General features: G+C 47.9%; 20 protein-coding genes and 1 pseudogene. 17 read left to right on the top strand and 4 right to left on the bottom strand.

Features of this window, described 5'->3' with window-relative positions; genetic code table 11:
- From NSQ80_RS21140 to NSQ80_RS21130, 3 genes are all read left to right on the top strand, one after another.
- The gene (locus NSQ80_RS21140; protein WP_124332281.1) at positions 1 to 2,340 is read left to right on the top strand and encodes a S8 family peptidase; all 2,340 of its coding nucleotides are present in this window, start codon (positions 1 to 3) and stop codon (positions 2,338 to 2,340) included.
- 376 nt (positions 2,341 to 2,716) lie between these two features.
- Positions 2,717 to 3,949, top strand: a complete 1,233-nt coding sequence (locus tag NSQ80_RS21135; RefSeq protein ID WP_009223397.1) for an FAD-dependent monooxygenase — start codon at positions 2,717 to 2,719, stop codon at positions 3,947 to 3,949.
- Positions 3,950 to 4,045: 96 nt separating this feature from the next.
- On the top strand, positions 4,046 to 4,681 hold the full coding sequence (locus NSQ80_RS21130; RefSeq protein ID WP_339300757.1) for a TetR/AcrR family transcriptional regulator C-terminal domain-containing protein: 636 nt from the start codon (positions 4,046 to 4,048) through the stop codon (positions 4,679 to 4,681).
- Positions 4,682 to 4,944: 263 nt separating this feature from the next.
- On the opposite strand, the gene NSQ80_RS21125 is transcribed toward NSQ80_RS21130, so the two are convergent.
- Positions 4,945 to 5,631: an NmrA family NAD(P)-binding protein gene (locus NSQ80_RS21125; protein ID WP_009223399.1), complete on the bottom strand. Its 687-nt coding sequence runs from the start codon at positions 5,629 to 5,631 to the stop codon at positions 4,945 to 4,947.
- A gap of 321 nt (positions 5,632 to 5,952) precedes the next feature.
- Here NSQ80_RS21125 and NSQ80_RS21120 point away from each other — a divergent pair, with 321 nt between their 5' ends.
- The 9 genes from NSQ80_RS21120 to NSQ80_RS21080 all read left to right on the top strand — a co-directional run bounded on the left by NSQ80_RS21120 (position 5,953) and on the right by NSQ80_RS21080 (position 15,519).
- Positions 5,953 to 6,792: an aminoglycoside phosphotransferase family protein gene (locus tag NSQ80_RS21120; protein WP_260070438.1), complete on the top strand. Its 840-nt coding sequence runs from the start codon at positions 5,953 to 5,955 to the stop codon at positions 6,790 to 6,792.
- A gap of 725 nt (positions 6,793 to 7,517) precedes the next feature.
- Positions 7,518 to 8,171, top strand: a complete 654-nt coding sequence (locus tag NSQ80_RS21115; RefSeq protein ID WP_050769683.1) for an MFS transporter — start codon at positions 7,518 to 7,520, stop codon at positions 8,169 to 8,171.
- Positions 8,172 to 8,489: 318 nt separating this feature from the next.
- Positions 8,490 to 9,710 (top strand): GntR family transcriptional regulator, encoded by a 1,221-nt coding sequence (locus tag NSQ80_RS21110; protein ID WP_339300753.1) that lies wholly within the window; start codon positions 8,490 to 8,492, stop codon positions 9,708 to 9,710.
- Positions 9,670 to 10,761, top strand: a complete 1,092-nt coding sequence (locus NSQ80_RS21105; RefSeq protein ID WP_339300751.1) for an extracellular solute-binding protein — start codon at positions 9,670 to 9,672, stop codon at positions 10,759 to 10,761. Before NSQ80_RS21110 ends, NSQ80_RS21105 begins: the two co-directional genes overlap by 41 nt.
- Before the next feature lie 83 nt (positions 10,762 to 10,844).
- On the top strand, positions 10,845 to 11,873 hold the full coding sequence (locus tag NSQ80_RS21100) for an ABC transporter ATP-binding protein (RefSeq protein WP_036644087.1): 1,029 nt from the start codon (positions 10,845 to 10,847) through the stop codon (positions 11,871 to 11,873).
- Entirely contained in the window at positions 11,870 to 13,585 is a 1,716-nt protein-coding gene (locus NSQ80_RS21095; protein ID WP_260070433.1) for an iron ABC transporter permease, read from the top strand. The genes NSQ80_RS21100 and NSQ80_RS21095 overlap by 4 nt, the downstream gene beginning before the upstream one ends.
- 47 nt (positions 13,586 to 13,632) lie before the next feature.
- A complete protein-coding gene (locus tag NSQ80_RS21090; RefSeq protein ID WP_009223407.1) occupies positions 13,633 to 14,409 on the top strand; it encodes an endonuclease/exonuclease/phosphatase family protein in 777 nt (258 codons plus the stop codon).
- A 35-nt stretch (positions 14,410 to 14,444) separates the two neighbouring features.
- On the top strand, positions 14,445 to 15,209 hold the full coding sequence (locus tag NSQ80_RS21085) for an MgtC/SapB family protein (RefSeq protein ID WP_009223408.1): 765 nt from the start codon (positions 14,445 to 14,447) through the stop codon (positions 15,207 to 15,209).
- A gap of 163 nt (positions 15,210 to 15,372) precedes the next feature.
- The gene (locus tag NSQ80_RS21080; RefSeq protein WP_260070432.1) at positions 15,373 to 15,519 is read left to right on the top strand and encodes a hypothetical protein; all 147 of its coding nucleotides are present in this window, start codon (positions 15,373 to 15,375) and stop codon (positions 15,517 to 15,519) included.
- Positions 15,520 to 15,717: 198 nt separating this feature from the next.
- On the opposite strand, the gene NSQ80_RS21075 is transcribed toward NSQ80_RS21080, so the two are convergent.
- Together NSQ80_RS21075 and NSQ80_RS21070 are read right to left on the bottom strand one after the other, a co-directional pair.
- Positions 15,718 to 17,211 (bottom strand): peptide MFS transporter, encoded by a 1,494-nt coding sequence (locus tag NSQ80_RS21075; protein WP_009223409.1) that lies wholly within the window; start codon positions 17,209 to 17,211, stop codon positions 15,718 to 15,720.
- Between the two features lie 558 nt (positions 17,212 to 17,769).
- Positions 17,770 to 18,741, bottom strand: a complete 972-nt coding sequence (locus NSQ80_RS21070; RefSeq protein WP_009223410.1) for an HTH domain-containing protein — start codon at positions 18,739 to 18,741, stop codon at positions 17,770 to 17,772.
- Between the two features lie 99 nt (positions 18,742 to 18,840).
- Between NSQ80_RS21070 and NSQ80_RS21065 the strand changes: the two genes are divergently transcribed.
- Positions 18,841 to 19,326 carry a GyrI-like domain-containing protein gene (locus NSQ80_RS21065; protein WP_009223411.1) on the top strand — a complete coding sequence of 162 codons (486 nt, stop codon included), beginning with the start codon at positions 18,841 to 18,843 and terminating at the stop codon, positions 19,324 to 19,326.
- 21 nt (positions 19,327 to 19,347) lie between these two features.
- Positions 19,348 to 19,815, top strand: coding sequence for a hypothetical protein (locus NSQ80_RS21060; protein ID WP_009223412.1), 468 nt, complete (start codon positions 19,348 to 19,350; stop codon positions 19,813 to 19,815).
- Between the two features lie 382 nt (positions 19,816 to 20,197).
- Here the strand turns inward: NSQ80_RS21060 and NSQ80_RS21055 are convergent, their stop codons facing one another.
- Positions 20,198 to 22,588 carry a glycoside hydrolase family 16 protein gene (locus tag NSQ80_RS21055; RefSeq protein WP_339300745.1) on the bottom strand — a complete coding sequence of 797 codons (2,391 nt, stop codon included), beginning with the start codon at positions 22,586 to 22,588 and terminating at the stop codon, positions 20,198 to 20,200.
- A 180-nt stretch (positions 22,589 to 22,768) separates the two neighbouring features.
- Between NSQ80_RS21055 and NSQ80_RS21050 the strand changes: the two are divergent.
- From NSQ80_RS21050 to NSQ80_RS21040, 3 genes and pseudogenes are all read left to right on the top strand, one after another.
- Positions 22,769 to 22,930, top strand: a pseudogene (locus tag NSQ80_RS21050) (sigma factor); the annotation flags it as partial.
- A 12-nt stretch (positions 22,931 to 22,942) separates the two neighbouring features.
- Complete coding sequence (locus NSQ80_RS21045; protein WP_232282230.1) at positions 22,943 to 23,221, top strand: sigma factor-like helix-turn-helix DNA-binding protein; 279 nt, start codon at positions 22,943 to 22,945, stop codon at positions 23,219 to 23,221.
- A gap of 102 nt (positions 23,222 to 23,323) precedes the next feature.
- Complete coding sequence (locus NSQ80_RS21040; RefSeq protein WP_339300743.1) at positions 23,324 to 24,715, top strand: MATE family efflux transporter; 1,392 nt, start codon at positions 23,324 to 23,326, stop codon at positions 24,713 to 24,715.
- The last annotated feature ends 4 nt before the right edge of the window (positions 24,716 to 24,719 follow it).

Raw genomic sequence — 24,719 nt, 5'->3', positions numbered from 1 at the left:
TTGGATAACTTGCCATTGATAAGAGTTGAGCTTGAGCTTGACCGCAGAAAAAGACCCGGATTTGGTCAGGCTCCACAAAGAGAATATAAACGTCATGGCGAAGACATCCAAGAGAATATTGACCTGTTGATGAGAAGTTATCATCGTCCGAAGGCAAAAGGGATAAAACCAGAGTTAATTTTGAAAGTAAGTTATGAAAATAAAATTCCTGCCGAAGAACTTAAAAGGTGCGGTTTTGAAGTGATTGGTGAAGATCCTAATAACGCACTAATTCTCTTCTCGTCAGATGAGGAACTATCTGAATTTAGAAGTCGATTAAAACAATATCAGGCTGGACCACAGAATAAATCTGAAAATCCAAGCTATAATGGGATTTTTGCAAATATTAATTCTGTCTCAGCGTTAACTCCAGCTGATAGAGTGGGGCCAAAACTAAGAGCGATCAAAATAGAGGTTGAAACTAAATACTGGGTTGATATTGAATTGTGGCATTTAGGGGCAGCCTCAGTTTGCAGGGATAAAATTAAAGAAATACGAGGTTATATAACTGAGAATCAAGGGCGGGTAACAGATGACTACCTAGGAAGTTCTATATGCGTTCTACGAGCTAATGTCACAGGGAAACTCTTGAATGATCTTCTAGAGCTTGAAATTGTGCGTATGATAGATTTGCCTCCACAGCCCACCTTCATTCCGAGAGAATATAACAGTGTCTCGATAGAGTCATTACCTGAAATCCAACAACCGTCTCCTGGCAGTCCGTCTATTTGCATTATAGATAGTGGGATTATGCAAGGCCACCCCTTATTAGGGCCGGCAATAGGGGATTCTGCGTGTTTTCCTGATGAACTTGGTGAGACAAGTGATGTGGAAGGGCATGGAACGAAAGTAGCCGGGTTAGCTTTATATGGCGATATACTAACGTTGATAAGATCAGGTGCGTTCAAACCAGAATACAGAATTTTTAGTGCAAGAGTTACAAACTCAAATAATAGATTCGATGATGAAAAGCTAATAACAACACAAATGAGAGACGCAATACGGTACTTCTATGATGAATACGGATGTAAAATTTACAATATCTCTTTAGGAGATGAAGAGAACGTTTATGTTGATGGAAAACAGACTTTATGGGCTTCTGTTTTGGATGAACTTATCAGAGAGCTCGATATAGTTGTAGTTGTTTCAGCCGGGAATCATTTTTATTATCCTGATGATCCAGAGAGCATCTTGTCTGAATATCCGGGTTTTTTATTCAACCAGAAGTCCAAAATTATTGATCCAGCAAGTGCAGCCTTGGCACTAACAGTTGGTTCTTATTGTGCTAACTTCGTAGCTCCTGCAATAAGTGGAATGACAATAGAACGCGGGGTTAATCTAAGAGTTATTGGGAAGGAAAATCATCCGTCTCCATTCACTAGAACTGGACCTGGTGTTGGAGGAGCTATTAAACCAGAGCTTTGTGAGTATGGGGGAAACCTGTTATATGATGGATTAACAAAGCGTATAAGAGATGATCGTTCTTTATCTGTTGTAAGTACGTCGAAAAACATACCCGATGAACTATTCACTACAGATGTTGGAACAAGTTTTGCAGCTCCTCAGGTTTCGCATAAGGCTGCACAACTATACAAGATTTTCCCAAACGCTTCATCAAATCTTATAAGAGCATTACTTGTCCATTCTGCTCAATTACCTAATAATATTGAAATGACAAGCGATGAAATATTTCGGTCATTCGGTTATGGAATTTCAGATGTCCAAAGAGTTGCGACTTCAAGCAATAACCGAGTAACTTTATTTGCTGAAAGTTCTTTAGAATTTGATAAATTTCACATATATGAAATTCCTATACCGGAGGATTTTAACTCTGTAAATGGCGATAGGCACATCACTATAACCTTAGCATTTGATCCACCAGTACGACATACTAGATTAGATTATTTGGGTGTAACAATGTCATATAGACTTATCCGCGGAAGAGAATTAAGAGATGTCATTGAATTCTTTAGGGCAAGAAAAAAGGAGGAAGGATCGCCAGGGAAACTCGGTAGCCATGAATGCAAAATGTATCCAACACCCTCGTTAAGGGATAATGGAACTGTGCAAAAAGCTGTATTTACTGCGAAGCAGAAATTGAATTACGGTTCAACATATTACCTAGTTGTAAGATGTGAGAGCATTTGGGCCACAGAGGAATTAGGACCACAAAAATATGCCATAGTAGCAACATTAGAGCATACGAATGAGGAAGTCGATTTGTACACTGAGATTTCAAACAGGGTGCAAGAGACGATTCGCGAGCAGGTGCGTGTCAAGAAGGTTCGTGTTAGGGTGTAATACTATTAAAAGTGAGGGAGAGGCTACTGTGGCCCCTCCTTCGTTTATATTCATTTTACCATATCAATAGATACGGTGAGCCGTATCATAAATAAGGCGAAGGCAGGCACAAACTTAAAGTTTTCTTTACATTTCAATATATAGATTTTCAACCGTGGTATTATATTGATTGATTTTTTTAGCATATGATGTCTGTTTTTGTTGATGAGGAGGACCGATATGAAAAATAAAGTGAAAAGAGTCACTTCGATATTTATCATCGTGCTCATGGTGATGGGAAGTATACCAGGAACACAACTATTGACAAACAGAGGAGAACGGGTTTAATATAACGGTGTTATATAAATATAACTAAGTTACAGAAAGAAGGACTCGTATGAAATCACTCTCTGCAGTTATTGTCGGCGGCGGTCTCGGAGGACTTGCATTAGCGCAAAGTCTGAAGAAGCATCACATTGACTTTGTAGTTTGTGAACGCGAGCAGGAAGGACAATTTCTTCAAACCGGTTATCGTATCAAAATCAATGACAACGGAATGAGTGCGCTGCGGTTTTGTCTGCCTGAGAAGCTTTACGATCTCTTTATGGAAACCTCCGTCATGGGACCGGAACACCCGATATTCTTAAATCCAATTTCTCTCGAGCTGATGGAAGAACAGCACCCGATGTACAACAAGGCGAAAATCACGCCTGGCGTCAATCGTTTTACTTTCAGAGAAGTGTTGCTTGGTGAACTCAATGACCATATCCGTTACGGATATCGGTTTACCCATTATGAAACTTTGGAAAACGGCCGCTTGAGAGCTTGGTTTGAGAATGGAGAGTATATCGATGCGGATGTCCTTGTTGGCGCTGACGGGGGAGGATCGAAGGTTCGCCAACAGTATAAACCTGGGGTGAAAATTTTTGATACCTTGGGAAGAGCTCTTTATACAAAAGTATTTCTGGATGATACTCGGAGAAAAGAACTCGATCAGCTCATTGGGGACGGCAGCATGAGAGGCCTTTTTAGCCCGGAAGGAGAGGCTCCGGTTTCCCTGCTTCTTGAAGAAATGGCCTTCAAGCCGAATATGGAACGATTGCCGGAATCCATGTCCCTGAATGTGAAAATTACTCCACAACAGGATTACTTGTATGCTGTGTTTGCGTGCTCGCCTGAGTGGTTTGGGATGCCTGACGAGCAGCTTTTCCAATTGAATGGTTCGGAATTGTTGTCCCTTGCTCAAGAGAAAACCAAACATTGGCATCCCCAAGTCAAACGGATGTTGGAACTCGCAGAGCCAGAGAAAACGGCTGTTTATCACTTGCGTAATGTTTTGCCATATAAGCCTTGGAAAGAAACCACCTCTTTGGTATTGCTGGGGGACGCCTTGCATCCGATGACACCGGCTGGAATTGGCGGGAACGCGGCACTTTTTGATGCCTATGAGCTATCGAAAGAATTAATCAACGTCAAAGACGGGAAAAAGGAACTTTTGTCAGCGTTACGTGATTATGAGGTGGCTGCGATTGAACGTGGGATGCGGGATGTTCGCCTCTCCTCGAAAGCAGGGGAAAGCATGTTCAACCAGAAGCCGTTGCCTGAGGAAGATGTAGAGTTGGAGGAATAGGGGTTTGTTTTTACGTTTATCCTTGACTAGGCTCCTTTCTAAATCGAGTATAATAAGTTGTATAAGAATCTATGGAATGGAGTTGGATTGTCTGTTATGCCTCAACGCAGGCCACATATCAGCGAGGAGAAGATCATCGCAGCTTCGTGGCGGCTTCTCTCCGACCAAGGAATCGAAAACTTTACCATAAGAAGCCTTTGTAAAGAGCTAAATGTTCAAGCCCCTACGATCTATTGGTACTTCGAGAGTAAGCAGGTCCTTATTCAAACCTTAGCCAACCTGGTTTCAAGAGAGATCATAGGTGATCTTCCCAAGCAAGGTGACTGGCGGGAGAGGCTTCAAACCAGCGCCATGGTGATTCGGAAGAAACTCCAGCAGTATCCCTGCTCGGGTCAACTTCTGATGAAGTCGAAGCCAGAGGCTGATTTTATGGAACTGCTCGAATGCCTCTTGCAGATGATCCAACCTACTTCCTTGACGGATAAACAAAAATTTTCATATATCACCCATTTGCTTAACTATGTCATCAACTTCGTCGTTGAAGAATATGAACAACGGATGGTACAGATATCGTTAGGGAATAAGGAGGATATTCACGGGGATTTCTCGCAATTCAACCTGCTTCGTCGGATGTACGAAGAAGGGATGTTTAATTTAATTGGTTCTGATGAACTCTTTGACTCGGGAATTCTCTTATTACTCGATGGGATCGAGCAGAGAATAACTCCCTAGGTTTTTAGGAGCGGATCGCGTGGTGATCGCTCCTTTTTTCTTTTAAGTTGGTGCTGTTTTTGCGCTTATTTGAAGGCGGGAAGGTTCTCGGCGAGAAAGAGGTCCAGATTACGAGGGGACATCCCCGTAACTCGTTTCACATCATCGGATATCCATGCGGCGTCATCTTCGGCAATCAAACCGAATAATTGGGCGTTGGATGTGGCAACAGGCTCGGGAATCCCTGCCTGAATCATCGCTTTCTGATGCTCGGCGGGAGAGATTCACCGGTATTCGACGGTATACCCCAGAGCGTCAGACAGTTTACGTGCGACATCGTGATAAGTAATCAATTCGGGTCCGGTGAGCAGATAAGTACGGCCTGCATGCGTGGATCGTGATACGGCAATAGTTGCGGCCGTGGCGGCCACGTAGCGAGCATCGATCATGGCGAACTTGCCATCACCGGCAGACATTACGAAGCCTCTCGTTTGTTTAATCATCTGCGCGACAGCGAAGAGATTCTGCATGTAGAGATTCGGCGCAAGCAAAGTATAGTCGATCCCCGTCGCCTTCAGATGCGCCTCAACTCGCGCATGGCCACGCCGTCGATCAACAGGGGAATCTGCCGTAGCCTTATGATTCGTGATCTTTATAATATGTTTTATTCCGTTGCGAACAGCACTGTCAATCACGGCGATTTCCTGGTCCGGTACAGCAGGACTAATTAAAACGACCGTCTCAATGCCATGCATGGCTGCATCAAGAGTTTCAGGACGATCGAAGTTGCCAACGGCGATATCAATCCCATTCTCGGAGAACTCACGCGGCGTACGAGATAAGTCTCGAACTAGTGCGCGTGCAGGGTGTTGTTGCTTTGCAAGCAGGCGGACGGTTTCAGAGGACCCAAGCGATTTAATGAACTCGAGCGCTCCATTTCTAAAATTACGCGTAAGATGCTTACAGAACAACTAAGAGACCTGGAACGAGATAAACTGGTTATTCGAACAGTCTATAATCATGTTCCCCCGAAAGTGGAGTACTCACTTAGCGAACATGGTAAGACGTTCCTCCCTGTTTTAGAGATGATGGTCAAGTGGGGGGAATATCATCAAGAAAGTGTAGCTGGTCTCACATGATGAGGCTGGCTTTTTTTTTGATTAGAATACGCGGTGGTTTTTAACTATAACTAGATATGATCTGTTTATTTCGTGATTTCTTTGATACCTTAATTCTTGGAAAACCCCAAGGAGGTAGGGACGCATGGCTGAAAAAATGCTGACGAAATAGAAATGGATGAGGCGCTGGTTCGCCGTCTGCTGGTTGCCCAGTTTCCCCAATGGTCAGATCTATCCCTGCGGCGGGTCGAGCCAGCTGGCACCGTGAACGCCATCTTTCGATTAGGTAACCAATATTCGGTTCGGCTCGCGCGGCGGGAAGGGCCTGCGACACCAGAAAGCCGCGAGTTTACTTGGCTGCCCAAGCTTGCTCCGTTGGTTCCGCTAGAAGTCCCTGTACCCATCGCTCTAGGGCATCCGAGCAGCGAATATCCTTGGTATTGGTATATTTACACCTGGGTTGAGGGCGAGTCGGTGCCGATTGAGGAGATTGACGCGATGCAGGCAGCGCGTGATCTTGCGGGGTTCGTTGCAGCGCTGCAGCAAATCGATTCATCGGGTGGGCCGCTGGGACGCGGTGTTCCTTTGGCGGAGCGGGATGAGGGGTTCCGATACTGGTTGGCACGGTTTGATGGCGACGTTGCGGCGGTGTCTAAGGTGTGGGAATCCGCGCTTGCTGCGCCTCCGTGGAGCGGCCCGCCAGTTTGGCATCACGGCGACCTTGATATGCGCAACTGGCTCGTGCGTAATCAACGAATTACCGGTGTGATCGATTGGGATACGATGGGCGTGGGTGATCCTGCATGCGATGTCATGGTCGCATGGAAGTTACACTCGCCGGAGGCACGTGACGCATTCCGCAAATATCTTCCGACGGATGACGCGACCTGGACGAGAGCCCGCGGATGGGTTGTATCCCAGGCGGTGGCCATACTGGCTTACTATACGCCAGAAAACAACCCCGTTCTGTACCGTGAGGCCCAATCCTGGCTTGACCTCGTATTGTCGGAATGATGATTGATTATTTACTGTTAAGTATAAGTGTGTCATGGAGAGCGAATCTGATAGTTGTATGATGAAAAAGGCCATCCCACATGGGATGGCCGAAAACTTGCCCTCGTAGAAGCCGTGGCGAACCGTATCACAAAATAGGGATAAATTTTTATCAGAATATGTTAGCATTTAACTCATGCAAGGCTACTGTACTAATATACTTGATGAATTAGTCTTTTCAAATGGGCATTACGTTCATGTACATATTTTGATTTCAACGTCGGAGTAGTTGTATGCTTACTTTTCCATCTATTTAAAAAGTCTTGTTCAGCAAGTTGAGATTTCAATAATTCTGAGTCACGAGTAGTAATAATTCGAATAATTACATCACCTAAACCTACAATTCCTCGAAGATATAATTTTACTTTTTCGCCAACAGTAGTAATAGCCGAATGAAGTGGTACTTCTTTATCCCCTCTTTTCTGTCGCTTTTTTCCTCCGCAAGCCCGCCGCGAACCTCCGATAAACTAAATTTAGCTCCAAAACTTACCGTTAATTTCGCAAGTTAGATCTCTCCGCACCAATTACAAGTAAAACCTACCGTTAAATTTTATGTTTCCTCGCCAAATTGCTGATTTCGATCAAAATAACAGCAGGATTTACCGCTAATTTGGACAAAACCATGAAATTGTCCCAAATTAACGGTAGCTTTTACAGTTCGTTAACGCAATTTGGGCTCTTTTGACATGATTCATGGTTATGATACACCCATCAAGCGATTTCTAGGCACGATCTCGCTTGATCTGTTCACCGTTCTGCTCGGCGGGGCTACGGCGCTGCTGCCAATCTTCGCCGAAGACATCCTGCATACAGGGTCATGGGGACTCGGATTGCTTCGGACAGCTCCGGCAGTTGGCGCTTTGCTGATGTCACTTGTTCTTACGCGGTATTCGATTCAGAATTCGATCAGCAAGTATTTGTTCAGCTCGCTGGCGATCTTTGGCTTGGCTACCGTGCTGTTCGCCGTCTCCAAAAATCTCGTATTATCTTTGGTAGCCCTGTTCCTGATCGGCGCATCGGATGTGGTCAGTGTCGTCATTCGTTCTACGCTGGTTCAGTTAAATACGCCTCGTGAAATGCAGGGGCGTGTCAACGCTGTCAACATGCTGTTTATCGGAACCTCGAACCAGCTCGGCGAATTCGAATCCGGCACCATGGCCAATTGGCTTGGTGCAGTGGTTGCCACCGTCATCGGCGGAATCGGAACGCTCGTTGTGGCCGCGCTCTGGATGCACCTGTTCCCGGTGCTGCGGAATATGAAAACTTATTATGATACCAGTCATGAAAGTGAGAAGCCGGAGAAGGGAACTCCTGCGCCGCTAAGTAAACCCGTACAGTAAAAGTGAAGGGGATCCCACATTACCGGGTACCCTGCACGGGACACTTAAACCAAAGTGTTTTGTGCAGGGTACTTTTTTTACCCTTGAAATATGTCACTGATCGTAAAACTTTGTCCCTAGCATATTTCAACAAACTAGGCTTTCGAACAATAGTAGAGTTGTATTTTTGCAAAATGGCAATAATTTCCCGCAAAATTCTTTTGCTCAATATCATTGAATGTGTCAGTGACATATTGTATGGTTATGTCAGCTTAAGCTAATGGCTTGGTAGATCACGCGCGGTTTACCAACTAAAAAATAATAAAGGAATGTCCGGACATGAGTTCTGAAAGCACTTCCAAGAAAGAGAAACAACAGCTGTATTTGCAGGTCGCGGAGAAAGTACTGGAGATCATCGAGACCCGGGGACTTCAAGCGCATGATCCTGTACCCTCAGAGGGTGAACTGGCCAAGTTGTTTGGCGTCAGCCGAATGACGAGTAAATTGGCCTTGGAACAACTGGTGGAGCAGGGGGTAGTTTATCGTCTGCCGAGACGAGGCACGTTCCTCTCAGGCAATCGGTATGAAGGGAGCAGTGAAAGACTGCAGGAACCGGTACAACCTGCGGTTGAGAAGAAAGTCAATCAACAAGTTGCGCTCATCATTCCCCACATGTCCGATTATACGTCAAGAATCATTTCGGCAGTCGAGCATGAGTTACGTAAACATCAATTTGAACTCATTTTAAAAATTAGCAGTGATCAAGACGACCAAGACCGATGTTTACAGAAGCTTGTGGCGGCGGGGATCAGCGGCATCATTTTATTTCCGTGGGGAAGCCGAACCTGCAGCGATCAGGTGCTCCGATTAAAAATGGAACAAATCCCCAGTGTGATCATCGACCGGATTTTTCGTGAGATTCCGTTCGATTGCGTCTATCACGACCATTTTCAAGGCTCCTATGAAATGGCGCAGTATTTGATTGCGAAGGGGCATCGGGACATTGGATATTCGTCTAACATTATTGAGAACATCACAAGTCGAGAGGAAAGATATCAGGGGTACATTCAAGCTTTGCTTGATCATGGGATTCCGGTGAAGAGCGAATATATTCATTTTAGAACAGAACGCTGTGAACCGGGGCGCTTTCATGAGTATGATGCCGAACAAGGGGAATTTATTAGAAGTAATCCGCAAATGACAGCTATCATGTGTGCGGATGACCAAGTGGCGATTTCTACATTGTTTTCTGCACTTCATATGAACATATCCGTTCCGGAGAAGTTGTCTATTGTTGGGTTTTCGAATACTTATCTTTCAGCATTAACGCCCATCCCACTAACTACGGTTCGCCAAGATACGGATCGGCTTGCCGCGGCAGCCGTAGACCTGCTCATGAAGCGTATCAATCATTCGAAGGAACAACATCTCACTGTCAAAATAAAAACGAACATTGTTGAAAGAAAATCGGTATTCGATCGAAGTCATTTATTATCACTTGATAAGGAGCGAGCACGAGATGTCGAAAATGATGAAAGCGTTGGCAATGGTGGTGCTTAGCTGTTTAGTTATCACTGCCTGTGGAAGCAATAACAGTGGAAATGCTGGTGGAAACTCGGCGGCATCCAGTGAAAACCAGGGGAGCCAAGTCAAAAATGAAAAATTGATCGTATACACCAATTCAAATTCTGACGGCCGCGGCGAGTGGTGGACGGAGCAAGCGAAAAAAGCAGGATTTGACATTGAAATCGTGGGAGCAGGCGGCGCGGATCTAACGAATCGCTTGATTGCGGAGAAGAATAATCCGATTGCGGACGTAGTATTCGGCTTAAATAATATATTCTACGAAAATCTGAAGAAAGAAGGAGTTCTAACGAAATACGTCCCGCAGTGGGCTTCGCAAGTTGACGAGGGCTTAAACGATCTGGAAGGCTACTATCATGGTCTCGTAAAACAAGCGATTTTGATTGGCTATAATGCGGACATGTATACGCCGGAGACTGCTCCGAAGGATTGGACAGACTTGTATACCAACGAAGCGTTTAAAGGGAAATATGAAGCACCAACACGACTTGATAGAGCCACGATGCGTCTGGTTGTCGCAGGGATTTTGTCGCCCTATCAAGATGCCAATGGAGACCTGGGCATTTCCGATGCAGGTTGGGACGCGTTGAAGCAACTCTACGATAATGGGATTCCGGTCATTGAAGGGGAGGAGCTTTATGCGAATATGGCCAGCGGAAAAGTTCCAATTGGAACGATCGTTTCAGGCGAGCGTGCCAAGCGAGAACAAGAATACGGCGTCAAAACAGGTTATGTGATTCCTGAAATTGGTGTCCCTATGGTTGTCGAACATATCGCCATTGTTAATGGCACGAAGAAGCAGGATACGGCAGAACGGTTTGTGGAGTGGTTTGGCAGCGCAGAAATGCAAGGGGCCTTCGCGAAGGAATTTAATGCGATGCCCGTTATCGCAGAAGCAGCCGAACAAGCTCCTGATTCAGCTAAAGAAATGTTTGCCCAGTTGAAGGCGCAGCCGTTGGATTGGAGCTTCATTGCAGAACATCTGGATGCCTGGGCAGAGAAAATTGAATTGCAAATCATGAACTAGACAGCATGGATGGGGAACTGCATAGCGCTAGTTTAGGCTATGCAGTTCTTTCTTACAACAACCTAATAGAAAAGGTGAACGTGATGATCACATTTCAAGATATACAAATTCATTTTGGAGATTTCCATGCCATTAAGAACTTTAATCTGAAAATCAACGAGGGGGAATTTTTCACCTTTTTAGGCCCTTCAGGCTGTGGTAAAACAACCATTCTTCGAAGTCTAGCAGGTTTCATATCCCCATCTGGCGGCAGAATTCTATTAAACGACAAAGATATTACACATGCTCCTATTGAAAAACGCGGAATCGGTATGGTGTTCCAAAGCTATGCGTTATTTCCGACGATGACGGTGTACGAAAATATTGCATTCGGTAAGCGCGTCAAGAAAGCATCAAAGGCCGAAATCGATCAGGAGGTCCGAGACATTGCTCGTAAGGTCGACCTAAAGGAAGAACAGTTGCACAAGCGAGTCTCGGATTTGTCGGGCGGGCAGCAGCAGCGTGTAGCGATTGCCAGAGCACTCGTATTAAAGCCGTCGATTTTGGCCTTGGATGAGCCGTTGTCGAATCTGGATGCGAAGCTGCGCGTCCAGCTCAGAAATGAATTGAAGGAATTGCAAAAGCAGTTTGGCATCACAACCATCTATGTGACCCATGATCAGGAGGAAGCGTTAACGTTATCCGACCGGATCGCCGTTTTCAATAATGGGATTCTGGAACAAGTGGGTACGCCTTATGAGATCTACAATTCATCTAAAACCGAGTTTGTATGTAATTTCATCGGCGACATTAATAAGTTGGATCCGGGATTGATCGCTAACAGCCCCTTAAAGGAGTTCGTTCCACGGAACAAAGTTGCCTATATCCGCAATGAGAAGGTGAATCTATCGCCCGTGTCAGGCAGCGATGTTGTGCGCCTGAAGGCGAAGGTCGTGGATCGTGAATTTTACGGACTCTATAGCAAGTATGTGCTGGAAATGGCGGGCGGCAGTTTGCTAAAGACGATCGAAAAGGAAAGCGGTCATGTGGGGCATGAGGTCGGAACGGAAACCGAAGTGTACATTCGACTTGCGGATATTATGCAATATGATCGGACGGAGGGAGGGAATTGAGCGTACAAACGTTAAAGCACAGATTCCGATCCATTCATTATGGACAGCTTCTATTATATGTCCTGCTGGCCTGGTTCATTATCGCTTTTCTCATTTACCCGAACCTGAACATTTATTATGAGATCTTCTTCAAAAATGGAAGCTTCTCGCTGGATGCCGTTCACAAGCTCTTGTCATCGAAACGTGCGATGTCCAGCTTATCCAACAGTTTTATATTAGCGATCTCTCTAGTGATTACGGTGAATGTCGTTGGGATTACGTTAGTCCTGCTAACGGAGTATTTTCAGATTAAGGGAGCGAAAATTTTAAAGCTGGGTTTCTTTACCACCTTGTTGTACCACGGGGTTGTTGTAGCATCGAGTTACAAGTTTGCTTATGGCGAAAATGGATTTATCACGAAAGTGTTATCCGCTCTCTTTCCGGCTTTTAACACAGGCTGGTTTCATGGGTACTGGGCTGTTCTCTTTGTAATGACGTTCGCCTGTACCTCGAATCACATCTTGTTTTTGGGGAACGCCATCCGCAAGGTGGATTTTCAAACCATTGAAGCCGCTAGAGGCATGGGGGCGTCTACCTTTTATATTTTGCGGCGGGTTGTGCTGCCCGTATTAAAGCCAACGATCTTTGCTCTGACGATCCTCACCTTCCTTACAGGACTTGGGGCGATGTCGGCTCCGCTTATTCTCGGCGGTACGGAATTCCAGACGATTACGCCTATGATCTTGACGTTCTCGAAGAGTTCAACGTCTAAGGATCTGGCCGCATTACTGGCCCTTGTTCTAGGCCTAGCAACGATTATCTTGCTATCGATCATGATCCGGTTTGAGAAACAAGGCAATTATATGTCCGTGTCTAAAGTCAAATCCGTATTGGTCAAACAAAAGATTAATCATAAGTTCGGTAACTTCATCACTCACTTGATCGGGTATGTGTTATTTGTGATTTACTTAATTCCGGTAACCTTAATTGTCATCTTCTCATTTACCGATTCCCAAAGCATTGCTACATCGACGATTCATTTCGATAGCTTTACGCTGGAGAATTACGGCAGATTGTTTACCACGATGAGCGCGTTTAAGCCTTACTTGGTAAGTATTTTGTATGCTGCGGCAGCGTCAGTAGTAGTGGTGGCCCTTGCATTATTTGCATCCAGAATCCTGCACAAACACAAGAATAGCAAGCTGGCAGCAGCGCTGGAATACTCCTTGCTGATTCCATGGGTTCTGCCGTCCACGCTGATTGCCATTGGCTTGGTGGTCACTTATAATGTGCCGCGCTTAGTGACGGGGAACACGGTACTTACCGGTACGCTTTGGATGCTATTGATTGGTTATGTCATCATCCACATCCCGTTTACGATGCGAATGGTCAAAGCCTCTTTCTTTAGTTTGGACAGCAACTTAGAGGATGCTTCCAAGAACCTGGGGGCCAAATCGTTTTATACCTTCAGAAAGGTACTGCTGCCGATCATCTTGCCGTCCACCCTCGCTGTCCTTGCGTTAAACTTTATTAAAATATTGGACGACTACGATTTGACCGTTTTCTTATATCACCCCGTGTATCAGACACTGGGAATTGTGATCAAGAGCAGTACGGACGCAGAAGCAGGGGTTGCGGCGCGTGCGATGTCACTGGTTTATTCTGTCGTGTTGATGATCATGTCTGGAATTACGATGTACTTTGTTTACGGTAGAGGTAATAAAGATAAATAAGCATCACTAGAATCTGGCGTGGATGTTCCCAGAAGTGGAGGAAATCAATGTTTGCGAAAATTATGACTTTTAACTTAAGACTGAATGTGGCGTCAGACGGGGAGAATGCATGGCCGTATCGTACGAAGGCGGTGGCTGAAGTGATTAAACGCCATGATGCGGACATCATTGGCATTCAAGAGGGTCTACATGACATGCTTACGGACTTGGAGCCGTTACTTCCGGAATATGCTTGGATTGGAGAAGGCCGGGAAGGCGGGAACAAAGGCGAATATGCTGCCATTCTGTATAAAAAGAAGAATTGGACTGTAGGAAAGGCGGGGCATTTCAGTTTATCGGAAACCCCGGAGGAGTTAGGTGCGAGAAGCTGGAGCACTTCCCACCCGCGCATGTGCACTTGGGTGACGTTTAAGTCGCAGACGGGCGCTGAATTTGCTGCGTTTAATACGCATTTAGACCATATTAGTGAAGAAGCTCAACAGAAAGGTATGGAATTAATTCGAGAGCGAATGAAGGAATTTCGTACGCAGACGGGTCTTCCGGTCGTGTTAACGGGCGATTTTAACGTTGAACCGGCAAACGCTGTCATTACGGGATTGGAGCAGGAGGGATATCGAAATGCTTATTCCGTTCTGCAGCAAGAGAAGAAGGAAGTGGGGGCGACGGTTCATCACTTTTTAGGTGGCGAATCCGGAGAGCCGATTGATTATATCTTCGTATCCCCTGACTTGCAGATCCAGAACGTTAGGGTCGATCGAGAGCTATATGAAGGACGATATCCTTCGGATCATTATCCCGTGATCGCCGAGGTGTCACCGTTGTAGTGACCATGACGAGTAGATAAGGGGATGTCTTTGCGATGAAGCTGATTGACGCGGGTTTGTGGAACATTTCCTATGTGGACTTATCGCTGCGAATCGTGATTTCGCTTCTGTTAGGCGGCTTGATTGGGTTAGAACGGGAATGGCATAACCATGCAGCCGGTTTCCGTACGCATATTCTGGTCTGCGTAGGGTCAACGATGATTATGCTGCTGTCCATTTATGGGTTTGGCGACTTTTCCAACGAATATAACGTTCGGATGGACCCGGCGCGGCTGGCTGCTCAAGTGGTATCCGGCATCGGCTTCCTGGGCGCGGGGGCCATCATTCGCAACGGCTCCAGTATTTCAGGGTTAACGACGGCGGCCTCCATTTGGGTTGTGGCAGCGATTGGCTTATGTGTAGGGGCGGGCTTCTTTTTTGGAGCGGTGCTTGTGACAGTACTGGTCATTATTATTCTGGTGCTGCTCAATAAGTTTGAGAAGAGCTTCCATAACAAACGCAGCCGAAATGAAGTGACCGTTCGGATCCTGAATAAGGAGGGCGGCGTCGCTAAGGTTGCGGAATTGTTCGAGCAGGAGGGACTGCTCATTGTGCATATGTCCTTAGACGCTCCTAACGATGATCAAGAAGATGAAGGCGTACGAACGCTGCGAATCAAGCTGCATAAGCCGCGCTCAAAGGATCTGCTTCGGGTATTCGATAAGCTGCTTGCTCTGGATTGCATCCATTCCTTTGAAACGGCTGAGGCGTTGAAGTCGCATCCGGCGCATTCCAGCGTGTCCGCCTCCAGAATGTTATAATGAAGGTCAAGGGCTATCCCTCTAGGGATAGCTCTATTTGTTGTTACAGATGGTCTGCAGCCGCGGAGGATGAAATTCAAACGATGTTTAATCGCCAAAGGTTTCAAAGGATAAAGTATAATAGATAAATACATCTTAGGAACTCTAGAGGAGTGAACCCACTTTGCTGACGGACCCCGCTCTCCTGGAAGGGGTATGGGACTTGCTGTGCCGTTACGATCATGAATTTATCCCGCCCTTATCCGCTCGTGAGCATACCTACCAGTCCGATCTGACCGCTGGCGCAGCGGCAACCACTTTACTGAAGTGATACTTTGAAAGGTTAAAGGAACAAGCGTTTTTGCTGGTACTGGATCGAGAGCAAGTGATCGGATTTATGTCTTTTCGCCCTCATTATGTTTTTGAACATGCGGACGAGCGTGAAGGGATTGGGGTAGGTCAATGCACGCAAACGGCGATCCTCCGTTCTTGGAGAATCGCCGTTTTTGTAATTTTGCGTGGTTTATTTTTAATGGATTCCCTTCATAAACCCCTGAATTTTCGAGGAGAAAGCGAAGAGCAGGATGCCGAGGACAATGGCCGCTCCTCCAATGACCCCAAAGTACGCCATTTCTGTGGCAGGCGAATAGAATTTAACCACTTGCGCATTGATTGATTGGGCTGCCGCACTGGACAAGAACCATAAGCTCATGGTCTGGGCGGAGAAGGCGGAAGGCGCCAATTTGGTCGTCGCCGACAGCCCTACTGGAGACAAGCACAACTCTCCCAACACAACGATGAAATAACTCAGCACGAGCCATAGCGGATTCACCAAGGAATTCTCGCCGCCAAAGTAAGCCGGCAAAAGGATCACTAGGAATGATAAGCCGGCGAACAACAAGCCCAAAGCGAATTTCTTTGGAATCGAAGGCTGCCGCTTGCCCAGCTTGAGCCAGAACCAGGCAAAGACAGGGGCCAGGGTAATAATAAATAAAGGGTTTAACGATTGGAACCAAGCCGGCGAAATATGAAATCCGGCATAATCCAATTGCGTCCGCTTATCTGCATAGTTCGCCAGGATGGTAGACCCTTGTTCTTGAATCGCCCAGAACATGATTGCCGCAATAAACAGCGGAATATACGCGATCAGTCTGGAGCGCTCCACCTTGCTCGTTCGTGGACTGCGGTACATGGCCACAAAATAGGCAGTGGGGACCAAGAGCCCCAGGATGCCGACGATCACGATAAACGAATCGAAGGTTAACCAACCGGGCGGGATGGTAATGGCGACGATCACCGCAAGAAGCAATACGCCGAGGCCGATTTGCAGGAACACTTTCTTGCGTTCCGCCGGTGAAAGCGGGCTAGGAACGATCGTGCCGGCGAGGCCGAGATTTCTTTTTCGAGTTAAGACAAAAATAGCAAGTCCAAGGAACATCCCCACGGCGGCAATGCCGAAGCCCAGGTGGAAATTGTAATCCAGGCCGACGGTACCTACGATCAGCGGAGCGATAAACGCCCCCAGGTTGATCCCCATATAGAAGATGCTAAAGCCTGCATCCCGGCGCTGGTCATGCTCGCTGTAAAGCTCGCCGACCACACTCGATACGTTGGGCTTCAGCAAGCCTGTCCCCAAGACGATGAGCACCATGGACACAAAAAATAAGGGGACGCTTTCCGGGATCGCCAAGGCGATGTGCCCTAACATAATGAGGATGCCGCCGTAAAATACCGCTTTCGACTCACCGAAGATCCGATCCGCGAACCAACCGCCAATAATGCCGGACATGTACACCAGGGAGCCGTAAATGGACATAATGGCGAGAGCCACGCTCTCCTCCATGCCAAGTCCGCCTCGACTCAATTCGTAATACATGTAGTAGGTCAGAATGGCTTTCATTCCATAATAGGAGAACCGCTCCCAAAACTCCGTGAAGAACAGAGTGAACAATCCCTTGGGATGTCCAAAAAATCCTCGTTGCGGAACGCTCTCCACCACTTGTTGTTTGGTTAAATCCGTCATGCTGTCATATCCTCCCTAAGCGGCAATCACTATAAGAATACCCCGTATCACCCATTTTCAACTGGATACGGAAAATATAGTATAGCATAAGGAAGCTGGGCTTAACTATACAATGGGTTTCTCACAGCCACCTAAAAAATATCGCCGTCCCCAATCCCTACTCGGATTTGGACGGCGACTCGTTTTCGAGCTGCCCTCGGGACAGCGTGTTCTATCTGTTGGGAGCGGTTGTTGAACTTGCAGCGTTCAGGCTCTGATCGAGCAGTCGCCGACTAGCTCGAAAGGTTGCTGCGACAACGAGGATGCCGACGAGGAGCGTAACGACGCTTGCGACATGCAGCGCGGATTGGGCTCCCGAGACAAAGGCGTTGATGATGGCGGCTTGTTGATCAGGGGCCGCGGTAATGGCATCCGCGACCGTGTGAGGGACTGAATCTTGCTGAAGATTTGCCGGTAGATGCCGGGTAAAGGATTCAGTTAATACGGTACCCACGATCGCGACGCCAAGGGCGCTCCCGAGTTCTATCGTCAGCGCAATTACGATTGCTTTGAGCGCTTTTAGAAGAACAACTGCTCCATCTCCTTACCTCTCTGACGCAATCCTTCCATGACTTCTTCCGGCACTTTTCTGAATTCCAGGTCTTCCCCCAGGAACAGCAGCCAGTTGATCGTCTCAGTTAGCTCCTCGGGTTCGTTGGCTTGGACAACCATCTTCATCATGGCGGTGGTTTGATACGGATTGGTATAGGAAATGAATGCTTTTAAGGGATGATATTTTTTGTATTGGGCAATGGCACGGGGGCCGAGTTCAAGGATCAGGTTGTATGCTTCCTCTTGCTTGCCAAGGAGCTCCAAAATCTTCTTCCGGCTCATTCGCTTCTTAGGGGAGTAGAGCTCGACTTGGGTGAGTTGGTCAACGGAGAACATTCTCCTCTTCTCTTCCTGTAAATCAAAGACTTCCATCCACCACAGACTTTTCTCATGATAAAGGTGTAAGAGAAAAATAGGATACGAGTTGATTCCCTCCCCTTCTTCAAGGGTAATCCATAAATAGCTGTCGAGAAGCAGGTGTCGGATCAGCTTCTCCAGCATTGGGTGAGGGAGATCCGAAAGCTCCAGCAGGTCGGGATTATGCGGGTTGGTCCCTTCAAAGAGCAGAATTTCATCCAGGAGCAGGAGATCGTCCTGCTGGTTTTTCGAGATCAGCCCCAGCAATTTTTCAGCCAAGGACTGGCGGCTCTTGAGATACGGAAGCTGGGCGTTTCTTGTGGCCATGAAGGCGATGAACAGCGCTTTGACCTCGTTATCCGTAAACCGCACGGCGGGCAGGATCGAGTTGTGCATCACCGAATAGCCGCCGTCCCGTCCAACCTCAGCAACGAGCGGCATTCCCAAAGCTTCGATTTCGCGGATGTCTCGGATTGCCGTCGAGCGGGAGATGTTAAATTCCTGCATAATTTCCGTGATAGTAAAGTGGGACCGGTTGTTGATATAGCGCATGATGGTGTTAATCCGTTCAACTTTTTTCATCGGGACTCCTAAACAGGTTCATTTTTTGACATGATTTAAAGTTATGATAAACCCATCAAGAACAGAAAACAAATTTTAAATGAGAGTAGGTTTTGAAACATGGCAAATTATGTTTTGGAAGAGAAGGATAGCTTTACGGTATTTGGGCTGGGTACGGAATTAAAAAGTCATTACACGGATTTCGCCGGCATCAACAAGGAAAAGTCGAGCTTCTGGCAAGCCGTCACCGAGGACGGCCGACTCGATCAGCTTAAAGCGATCGCGGAGAACGACTACGTCTTTGCCGTAAATGAAGCGGTCAATAACAAAATGATGTATTACGTCGGCGTATTGAGCCGCGAAACGCTGCCGGACTCGGAAGACTCTCGGGTCATTCAATTCCCGAAGGGGGAGTACCTGATTGTCAAAGGGGAAGGCACAACGGCGGATGAATTCAGTAATCAGCTGGCGGGGATCGCTTTTGGCCAAGTCCTGCCGGAATTGAATCATGTCGCTTATGTTGGTGGGCCAAACGCCTCGGTATTGATGGAGCAAGAGAATGGTCGCGTCGTGGGAGAAATGTGGATCCCCGTCGTAAGGAAATAGAGAAGAAGAGGAGGGTTAAGCATGTCCTATGTCGTTGATTTCAAAAATGTATCCACCATCGGTTTAGAATCCTCTCCTGTAGCAGAGGCGTTAGCCGGGCTGCGAGCCAATGAGGCGCGTTATTTTATGAACAAATATAAGCATGTGTTTACGGTTGAACCGGCCAGCGAAAGCCAGGAAACCCTGGATTATGTGAACCGGATATTAAAAGAAGAACGGGGGATCGAGTTCTCGGCGAAGCCGTTAGAAACGTCGTTTTTTCAAGTGGAAAACATCCGGTGGGCGTTCGTCTTCTATGAGGATGGCTTAGGGGTTAACGTCATGTACACCTTGGACGATCCGAAGAAGCGGGCCGTGGGATTTAAGCTGTCTGAAGGGATGGAGGTCCCTAAGGAACTGGAGGAGAAGAAGTTTAAGTTTGCCCGACAGAAGTCGAAATTGGCTGGTACGATCCGGGGCTCGTTCTTCGTGATTAAGGGCGAGTATTAAAAAAAGCTGAAAGGAAGGCCGTTCAACGTGAGCGGCCTTTTTCATCTTCCGCGACAAGGGAGCGGGATCAAAAATTTGAGCTTCAATCGCCGCTTTGTCGATGACGGACCACACCTGCTTGATTTTCCCGTCTTCGTACTTGTAAATGACATTTTCATAGAACAACACACTTCTGCCATTGACAGGTAGACCCAGAAATTGCCCCTTGGGCGTGACATCAAAGCGTAAGCGGCTCGAAATATAAGGCGGCTCACTGTTTAGATAATCCCCCAAATCCCGATTTATTGTATTCGACGAACTTCGTACGCATGCAAAAAGAGAACCAGGGCCCCCGATAGGGAGCCCTAGTATTGATGATTGGCTATTGAGCAGTCTCACCGGTTTATTCCGGCGTTCCTTGTGTAACCCCATGAATGTAGGTTTGCCACGGGGTATCCAGCGCCCCTTGCCCGGGGTTATAGGTGAAGAAATACTCCACCACATCCCCTTGGCTCAGGTTGTTAACCGCATAGGTATAGTTGCCGTTCCCCACCGGGGTCATGGCGACATTGAGTTGCACACCGTTATTGATCTTATAATGCAGATCCGCAAAAGTCGCGCCGTTGACGTAGAACAACAGGTTATCGCCGGTTTTCTTCAGCCCCTTCACTTGATCGCCGATCACAATCGTGGAGGGCGTGCCCGGATCTCCCGGGTTTCCGGGATTCTGACCGCCGCTGCCATTGCCGTTGTCCTTATAGACGCGCACATAATCGACTTGCATCGTTGCCGGGATATCGCCAGGTCCTGGGGCGATGCCGCCGTCGAAGTTCCCGCCGATGGCCAGGTTCATGATGAGATAGAACGGCTGATCGAAAGGTGCGTTCGGGTTGTTTGGTGCTGCCGTGGAATACCATTGATCCCGGGTCGCTTTGAAGAAGAACTTGCCGTCTACATACCATTTGATGTTGTCCTCTTCCCAAACGACGGAGTAGACATGGAAGTCATTGGCGATGGTTTGCCCGGATGGGAAGTGGTATTCGCCGGAAAGATGCGTATTGGCCGGCCATTGTCCGCCGAAGTGAATGGCGCCGGAGGAGATACCAGGCAGACGCCCCCGAGCTTCCATGACGTCGATTTCACCGGAAGCGGCCCAGGTGCCGTAGGCTTGATCCTGCGGCAGCATCCACAGCGCCGGCCAAATCCCGTTCCCCGTAGGCAGCTTCGCGCGGAAATCCACTCGGCCGTATTTCAACGAGAAGTGATCCTTGGTGTTAACCTTGCCGGAAGAATATTGCGCATAACGATTTGGATCCTGCGGGAAGGATTTAGGGTCATTTAACGCCCGGATATTTAGGTTTCCATCCTGAACGAAAATATTTTGCGGGCTGTTCGTGTAATGCTGCAGCTCCGCATTGCCCCAACCCCAGGTGCCCGGATCGTCATTGAGGTAATATCCTTGTTCATAATTCCACTTGCTCATATCTAGCTGGGAACCGGTAAATTCATCCTGCCAGATGAGCGTCAAACCGTCAATGTTCGGATTGCTTGGCGTGCTGAGCGGAATATCCTCTTGGTCGGATTCATCCGGCCGCGGGGCGTTAGGATTGCCGATGAAGGTATACGTGACGTAGTTGTTGCCGACGTTACCGCCCTTTTGCCCATTTAGAGGATATCCGATACGGATTTGCATATCCTGTTGGATCGGCTGGAACCACAGGCCATAGATGTAGTCAGCCCAATAGCCCCATTGATTGGCGCTGGATAAGTTGTTGTAACCATTCGCGGAATAGACGAATCCGCTTTGGCTGGAATCGGCGAGATCAACCCACTGACCGTTGACGTTGATCTGATAAACGAAATTCTCCAGCTCCGAGGCAATGGGAGCGCCTCCGTCGATTTTCGGCAGGGGCAACCCGATGGCACCGCTTTCATTTGCAGTGAACGTCGTTCCCTCATAAGGAGTCAGGGTATACGAATTTCTTACCGGTTCATTAAAAATAATCGTATACACGAGGTTCACTGACGAAGTTTTCGATTCCAATTTCACGTTGATGGACTCCGTGACGTTAAACCAGTAACCCCCGCCGCCATCGGTGAATTGGCCGAAGTTCTGGTCATAGATCCAGCCGCTGGCCGGATTGTTATCGATATCGATCCAGGTGCTGCTGTTCACTGGCTTCACATACACCTTCAAATCGTCGGCAACCGCGGCATAAGGAATAGACGGATCGTTATTGAACACGGGATAGGTGAAGCCAGCCCCGCCCGTAAATCCTGCGGTAATAACCGGACCTTGCGTTGGTGTCATCGCCGTGATCGTGGTTTTGTTGATATTTTGAAAGACGAGAGTGTAATTAAGCGTAACCCCGTTTGCTCTGGAGTACAGTTGAATCTCTGTGGTTGCGGAAAGGACGAACCAATAACCGTTAAAGCCGCTGTCACTCCAGTGCCCCCAGTTCTGGTTGTAGACAAAGCTGCTGACACTGTCGATGTCGACCCAGTTGCCATTAACTTTCACTTTGACGCCTAAATCCTGCACCACATCGCTCCAGGTAGCCGAACCGCCATTAAAAATAGGCATAACAAAGCCGTAGCTCGCTTGTCCGACCCCCGACTTGGTGATGACCGGCCCGTCTGCCGGTGAGAAGTAGCTCATCGAAGTAATCGTTGTCCCTGCTGCCTGAGCCTTCGGCGTCGGCACGAAACTGACGCCAACTGCCATGATGACCGCCAGGAGCAAGCTGAATACGTTTCGAGCGAGCCGCCTTTCTGCAAAGTGAGTCCGTTTCATAAATACCCTCCCTTTATTATCCTCATCCTCCCAACCTATGCACACCAAGGAAAATACTTACTTACATGGGAGAACGCTTTCATTCTAACAATCCGGTCATCTGATGAGTAGGCACCAGATTTCGGGTGAGGTGCTCTTTTTTTGGGGAAGCAACCAAGTAACGAAAATTTTAAATAATTTGTGGAAGGGGACCTTCCTCTGAAAGGGATTCGGGAGGGGGAAAAGAATATAATTAAAGGTTCCTCACTTTTTTCCAGCTGGAGCTCGTTCCGGCAGGAATCCTCGCCGAAGACATGGATCTATCGGATCGCCTCCAACCTCTGTCTGGATAAACTGAGGCAAGCGAAACGTCGGGTGCTTCCCGTCGATCTGTCCGATCCGGCGAGCTCCATCGTGGAACCTCGGGAGACGTTGCCCGATTCCACTTGGATTTGGCTGGCCCCTGATTTTGGTGAAAATCCCGAGGAGGCGCTCATCCGCAAGGATACCCTGCAACTCTGCTTCATCGCGCTTCTGCAGACTTTGCCTCCTCGTCAACGGGCCGTATTGATTTTGAAGGATGTCTTTGACTGGTCGTCCAAGCAAATCCTAAGAAACGAAACTGGCACCCGACGGGGTACCTTTTTTCTTTAGGGCAACTTGTCTAAACATAATTTTTCCCATAGACGGATGAGTTGATGAGAGCTACACTAGGGAAGGCGACAAAGAATTCACCTAGTAGGAGCTTGTAAAAACGTGACTTTAACTGAACGTATACCATCATGGAAGAAACTTAGCCTATTTGCCGTGACCTGGCCGATCTTTATCGATTCGGTGTTACGGATGATGCTTGGCACCGTCGACGTGTTTATGCTCAGCCGAATTTCCGATACGGCTACCGGGGCGGTGGGCTTAGCGAATGAGATTATCTATTTCTGCATTCTGATGTTTGGATTTGTTGGCATCGGGACGAGTGTGGCCGTCTCCCAGTATATCGGTGCTGGGCGAGAGAAAAAAGCGAGCCGCGTCTCGGCGCTTGCGATTTCGATGAACCTGATCTTCGGGATCTTCGTCAGCCTGGTCCTCGTTGGCTTTGGAGAGCCGCTCCTGCGGTTGCTCAACCTGAATGAGGAACAGATTGGCATCGCCAGCCATTATCTGAAGATCATCGGCGGCTTTATGTGGATCGAGGCGCTGTCTTACGCAGTATCGTCGGTCATCCGTTCGAGCGGCAATACCAAAAGCGTCATGTATGTAACGCTGGGCGTGAATCTTCTCCACGTCACCGGCAACTATCTGCTGATCTTCGGGAACCTCGGCTTTCCGGAAATGGGCGTGACCGGTGCGGCGATCTCGACCGTCGTCAGCCGTTTTGTCGGCATCATTGTTCTGTTCTTCATCTTGTATCGCCGGGTTCCTGCTCCGATTCACGGGAAGGACTATGTGACTTGGAACGGGACTTATGCGAAGCAGATTCTAAGCGTTGGGCTGCCGGCGGCGGGAGAGCATCTGGCTTGGCAATCGCAGTACCTGATGACCATGGGTTTCGTGAACATGATTAGCATTACCGCCCTAAATACGCATGTTTACGTGATGAACATTTCCAACTATTTTATGGCACTGGCCGCGTCGATTGGGGCAGGGACAGAGATTATCGTCGGTCAAATGGTTGGAGCAGGGGAGATGAAGGCCGCCTATAAGCGACTGATGAAAAGCGTACGGATCAGCTTCCTGCTCACCTTGGCCATTGTTGGTGCGGCTTCGATCTTCCGCCATGACCTCATCGGTTTGTTCACCGAAGATCCTGCGATTATCGCAACCGGAGCTAGCATCTTCCTGCTGTCGATCGTGCTTGAACCTGGCCGGACCTTCAATATGGTCATCATCAATTCGCTGCGCGCCGCCGGGGATGCGCGGTTCCCCGTCCTGATGGGCGTATGCTCGATGTGGGGCGTCTCGGTTCCGCTGGCCTACCTGGTGGGCGTTCACCTGGAGATTGGACTCCTTGGGATATGGATTGCATTTGCCGTGGATGAATGGCTGCGCGGACTGATCATGCTGCTTCGCTGGAGAAGCCGGGCTTGGGAGAAGAAAGCGCTCGTCAAGCCGGTTTCCGCAACGGAGGAGGCGCTCGGGGCCTCCGCTTAAACCT

It is taken from the genome of Paenibacillus sp. FSL K6-2441 (assembly GCF_037964765.1).
Lineage (GTDB): Bacteria > Bacillota > Bacilli > Paenibacillales > Paenibacillaceae > Fontibacillus > Fontibacillus phoenicis.
Note: the sequence above shows the minus strand (reverse complement) of the source record. Positions and strands in the feature narration are given on the sequence as shown.

Excerpts from the sequence above, each read along its gene's own strand:
- NSQ80_RS21075 (WP_009223409.1), bottom strand. The coding sequence starts at position 17,211 with ATGACGGATTTAACCAAACAACAAGTGGTGGAGAGCGTTCCGCAACGA.
- NSQ80_RS21105 (WP_339300751.1), top strand. The coding sequence starts at position 9,670 with ATGTCGAAAATGATGAAAGCGTTGGCAATGGTGGTGCTTAGCTGTTTA.
- NSQ80_RS21085 (WP_009223408.1), top strand. The coding sequence starts at position 14,445 with ATGAAGCTGATTGACGCGGGTTTGTGGAACATTTCCTATGTGGACTTA.
- NSQ80_RS21135 (WP_009223397.1), top strand. The coding sequence starts at position 2,717 with ATGAAATCACTCTCTGCAGTTATTGTCGGCGGCGGTCTCGGAGGACTT.
- NSQ80_RS21070 (WP_009223410.1), bottom strand. The coding sequence starts at position 18,741 with ATGAAAAAAGTTGAACGGATTAACACCATCATGCGCTATATCAACAAC.
- NSQ80_RS21060 (WP_009223412.1), top strand. The coding sequence starts at position 19,348 with ATGTCCTATGTCGTTGATTTCAAAAATGTATCCACCATCGGTTTAGAA.
- NSQ80_RS21090 (WP_009223407.1), top strand. The coding sequence starts at position 13,633 with ATGTTTGCGAAAATTATGACTTTTAACTTAAGACTGAATGTGGCGTCA.
- NSQ80_RS21055 (WP_339300745.1), bottom strand. The coding sequence starts at position 22,588 with ATGAAACGGACTCACTTTGCAGAAAGGCGGCTCGCTCGAAACGTATTC.
- NSQ80_RS21115 (WP_050769683.1), top strand. The coding sequence starts at position 7,518 with ATGATTCATGGTTATGATACACCCATCAAGCGATTTCTAGGCACGATC.
- NSQ80_RS21120 (WP_260070438.1), top strand. The coding sequence starts at position 5,953 with ATGGATGAGGCGCTGGTTCGCCGTCTGCTGGTTGCCCAGTTTCCCCAA.
- NSQ80_RS21100 (WP_036644087.1), top strand. The coding sequence starts at position 10,845 with ATGATCACATTTCAAGATATACAAATTCATTTTGGAGATTTCCATGCC.
- NSQ80_RS21110 (WP_339300753.1), top strand. The coding sequence starts at position 8,490 with ATGAGTTCTGAAAGCACTTCCAAGAAAGAGAAACAACAGCTGTATTTG.
- NSQ80_RS21065 (WP_009223411.1), top strand. The coding sequence starts at position 18,841 with ATGGCAAATTATGTTTTGGAAGAGAAGGATAGCTTTACGGTATTTGGG.
- NSQ80_RS21130 (WP_339300757.1), top strand. The coding sequence starts at position 4,046 with ATGCCTCAACGCAGGCCACATATCAGCGAGGAGAAGATCATCGCAGCT.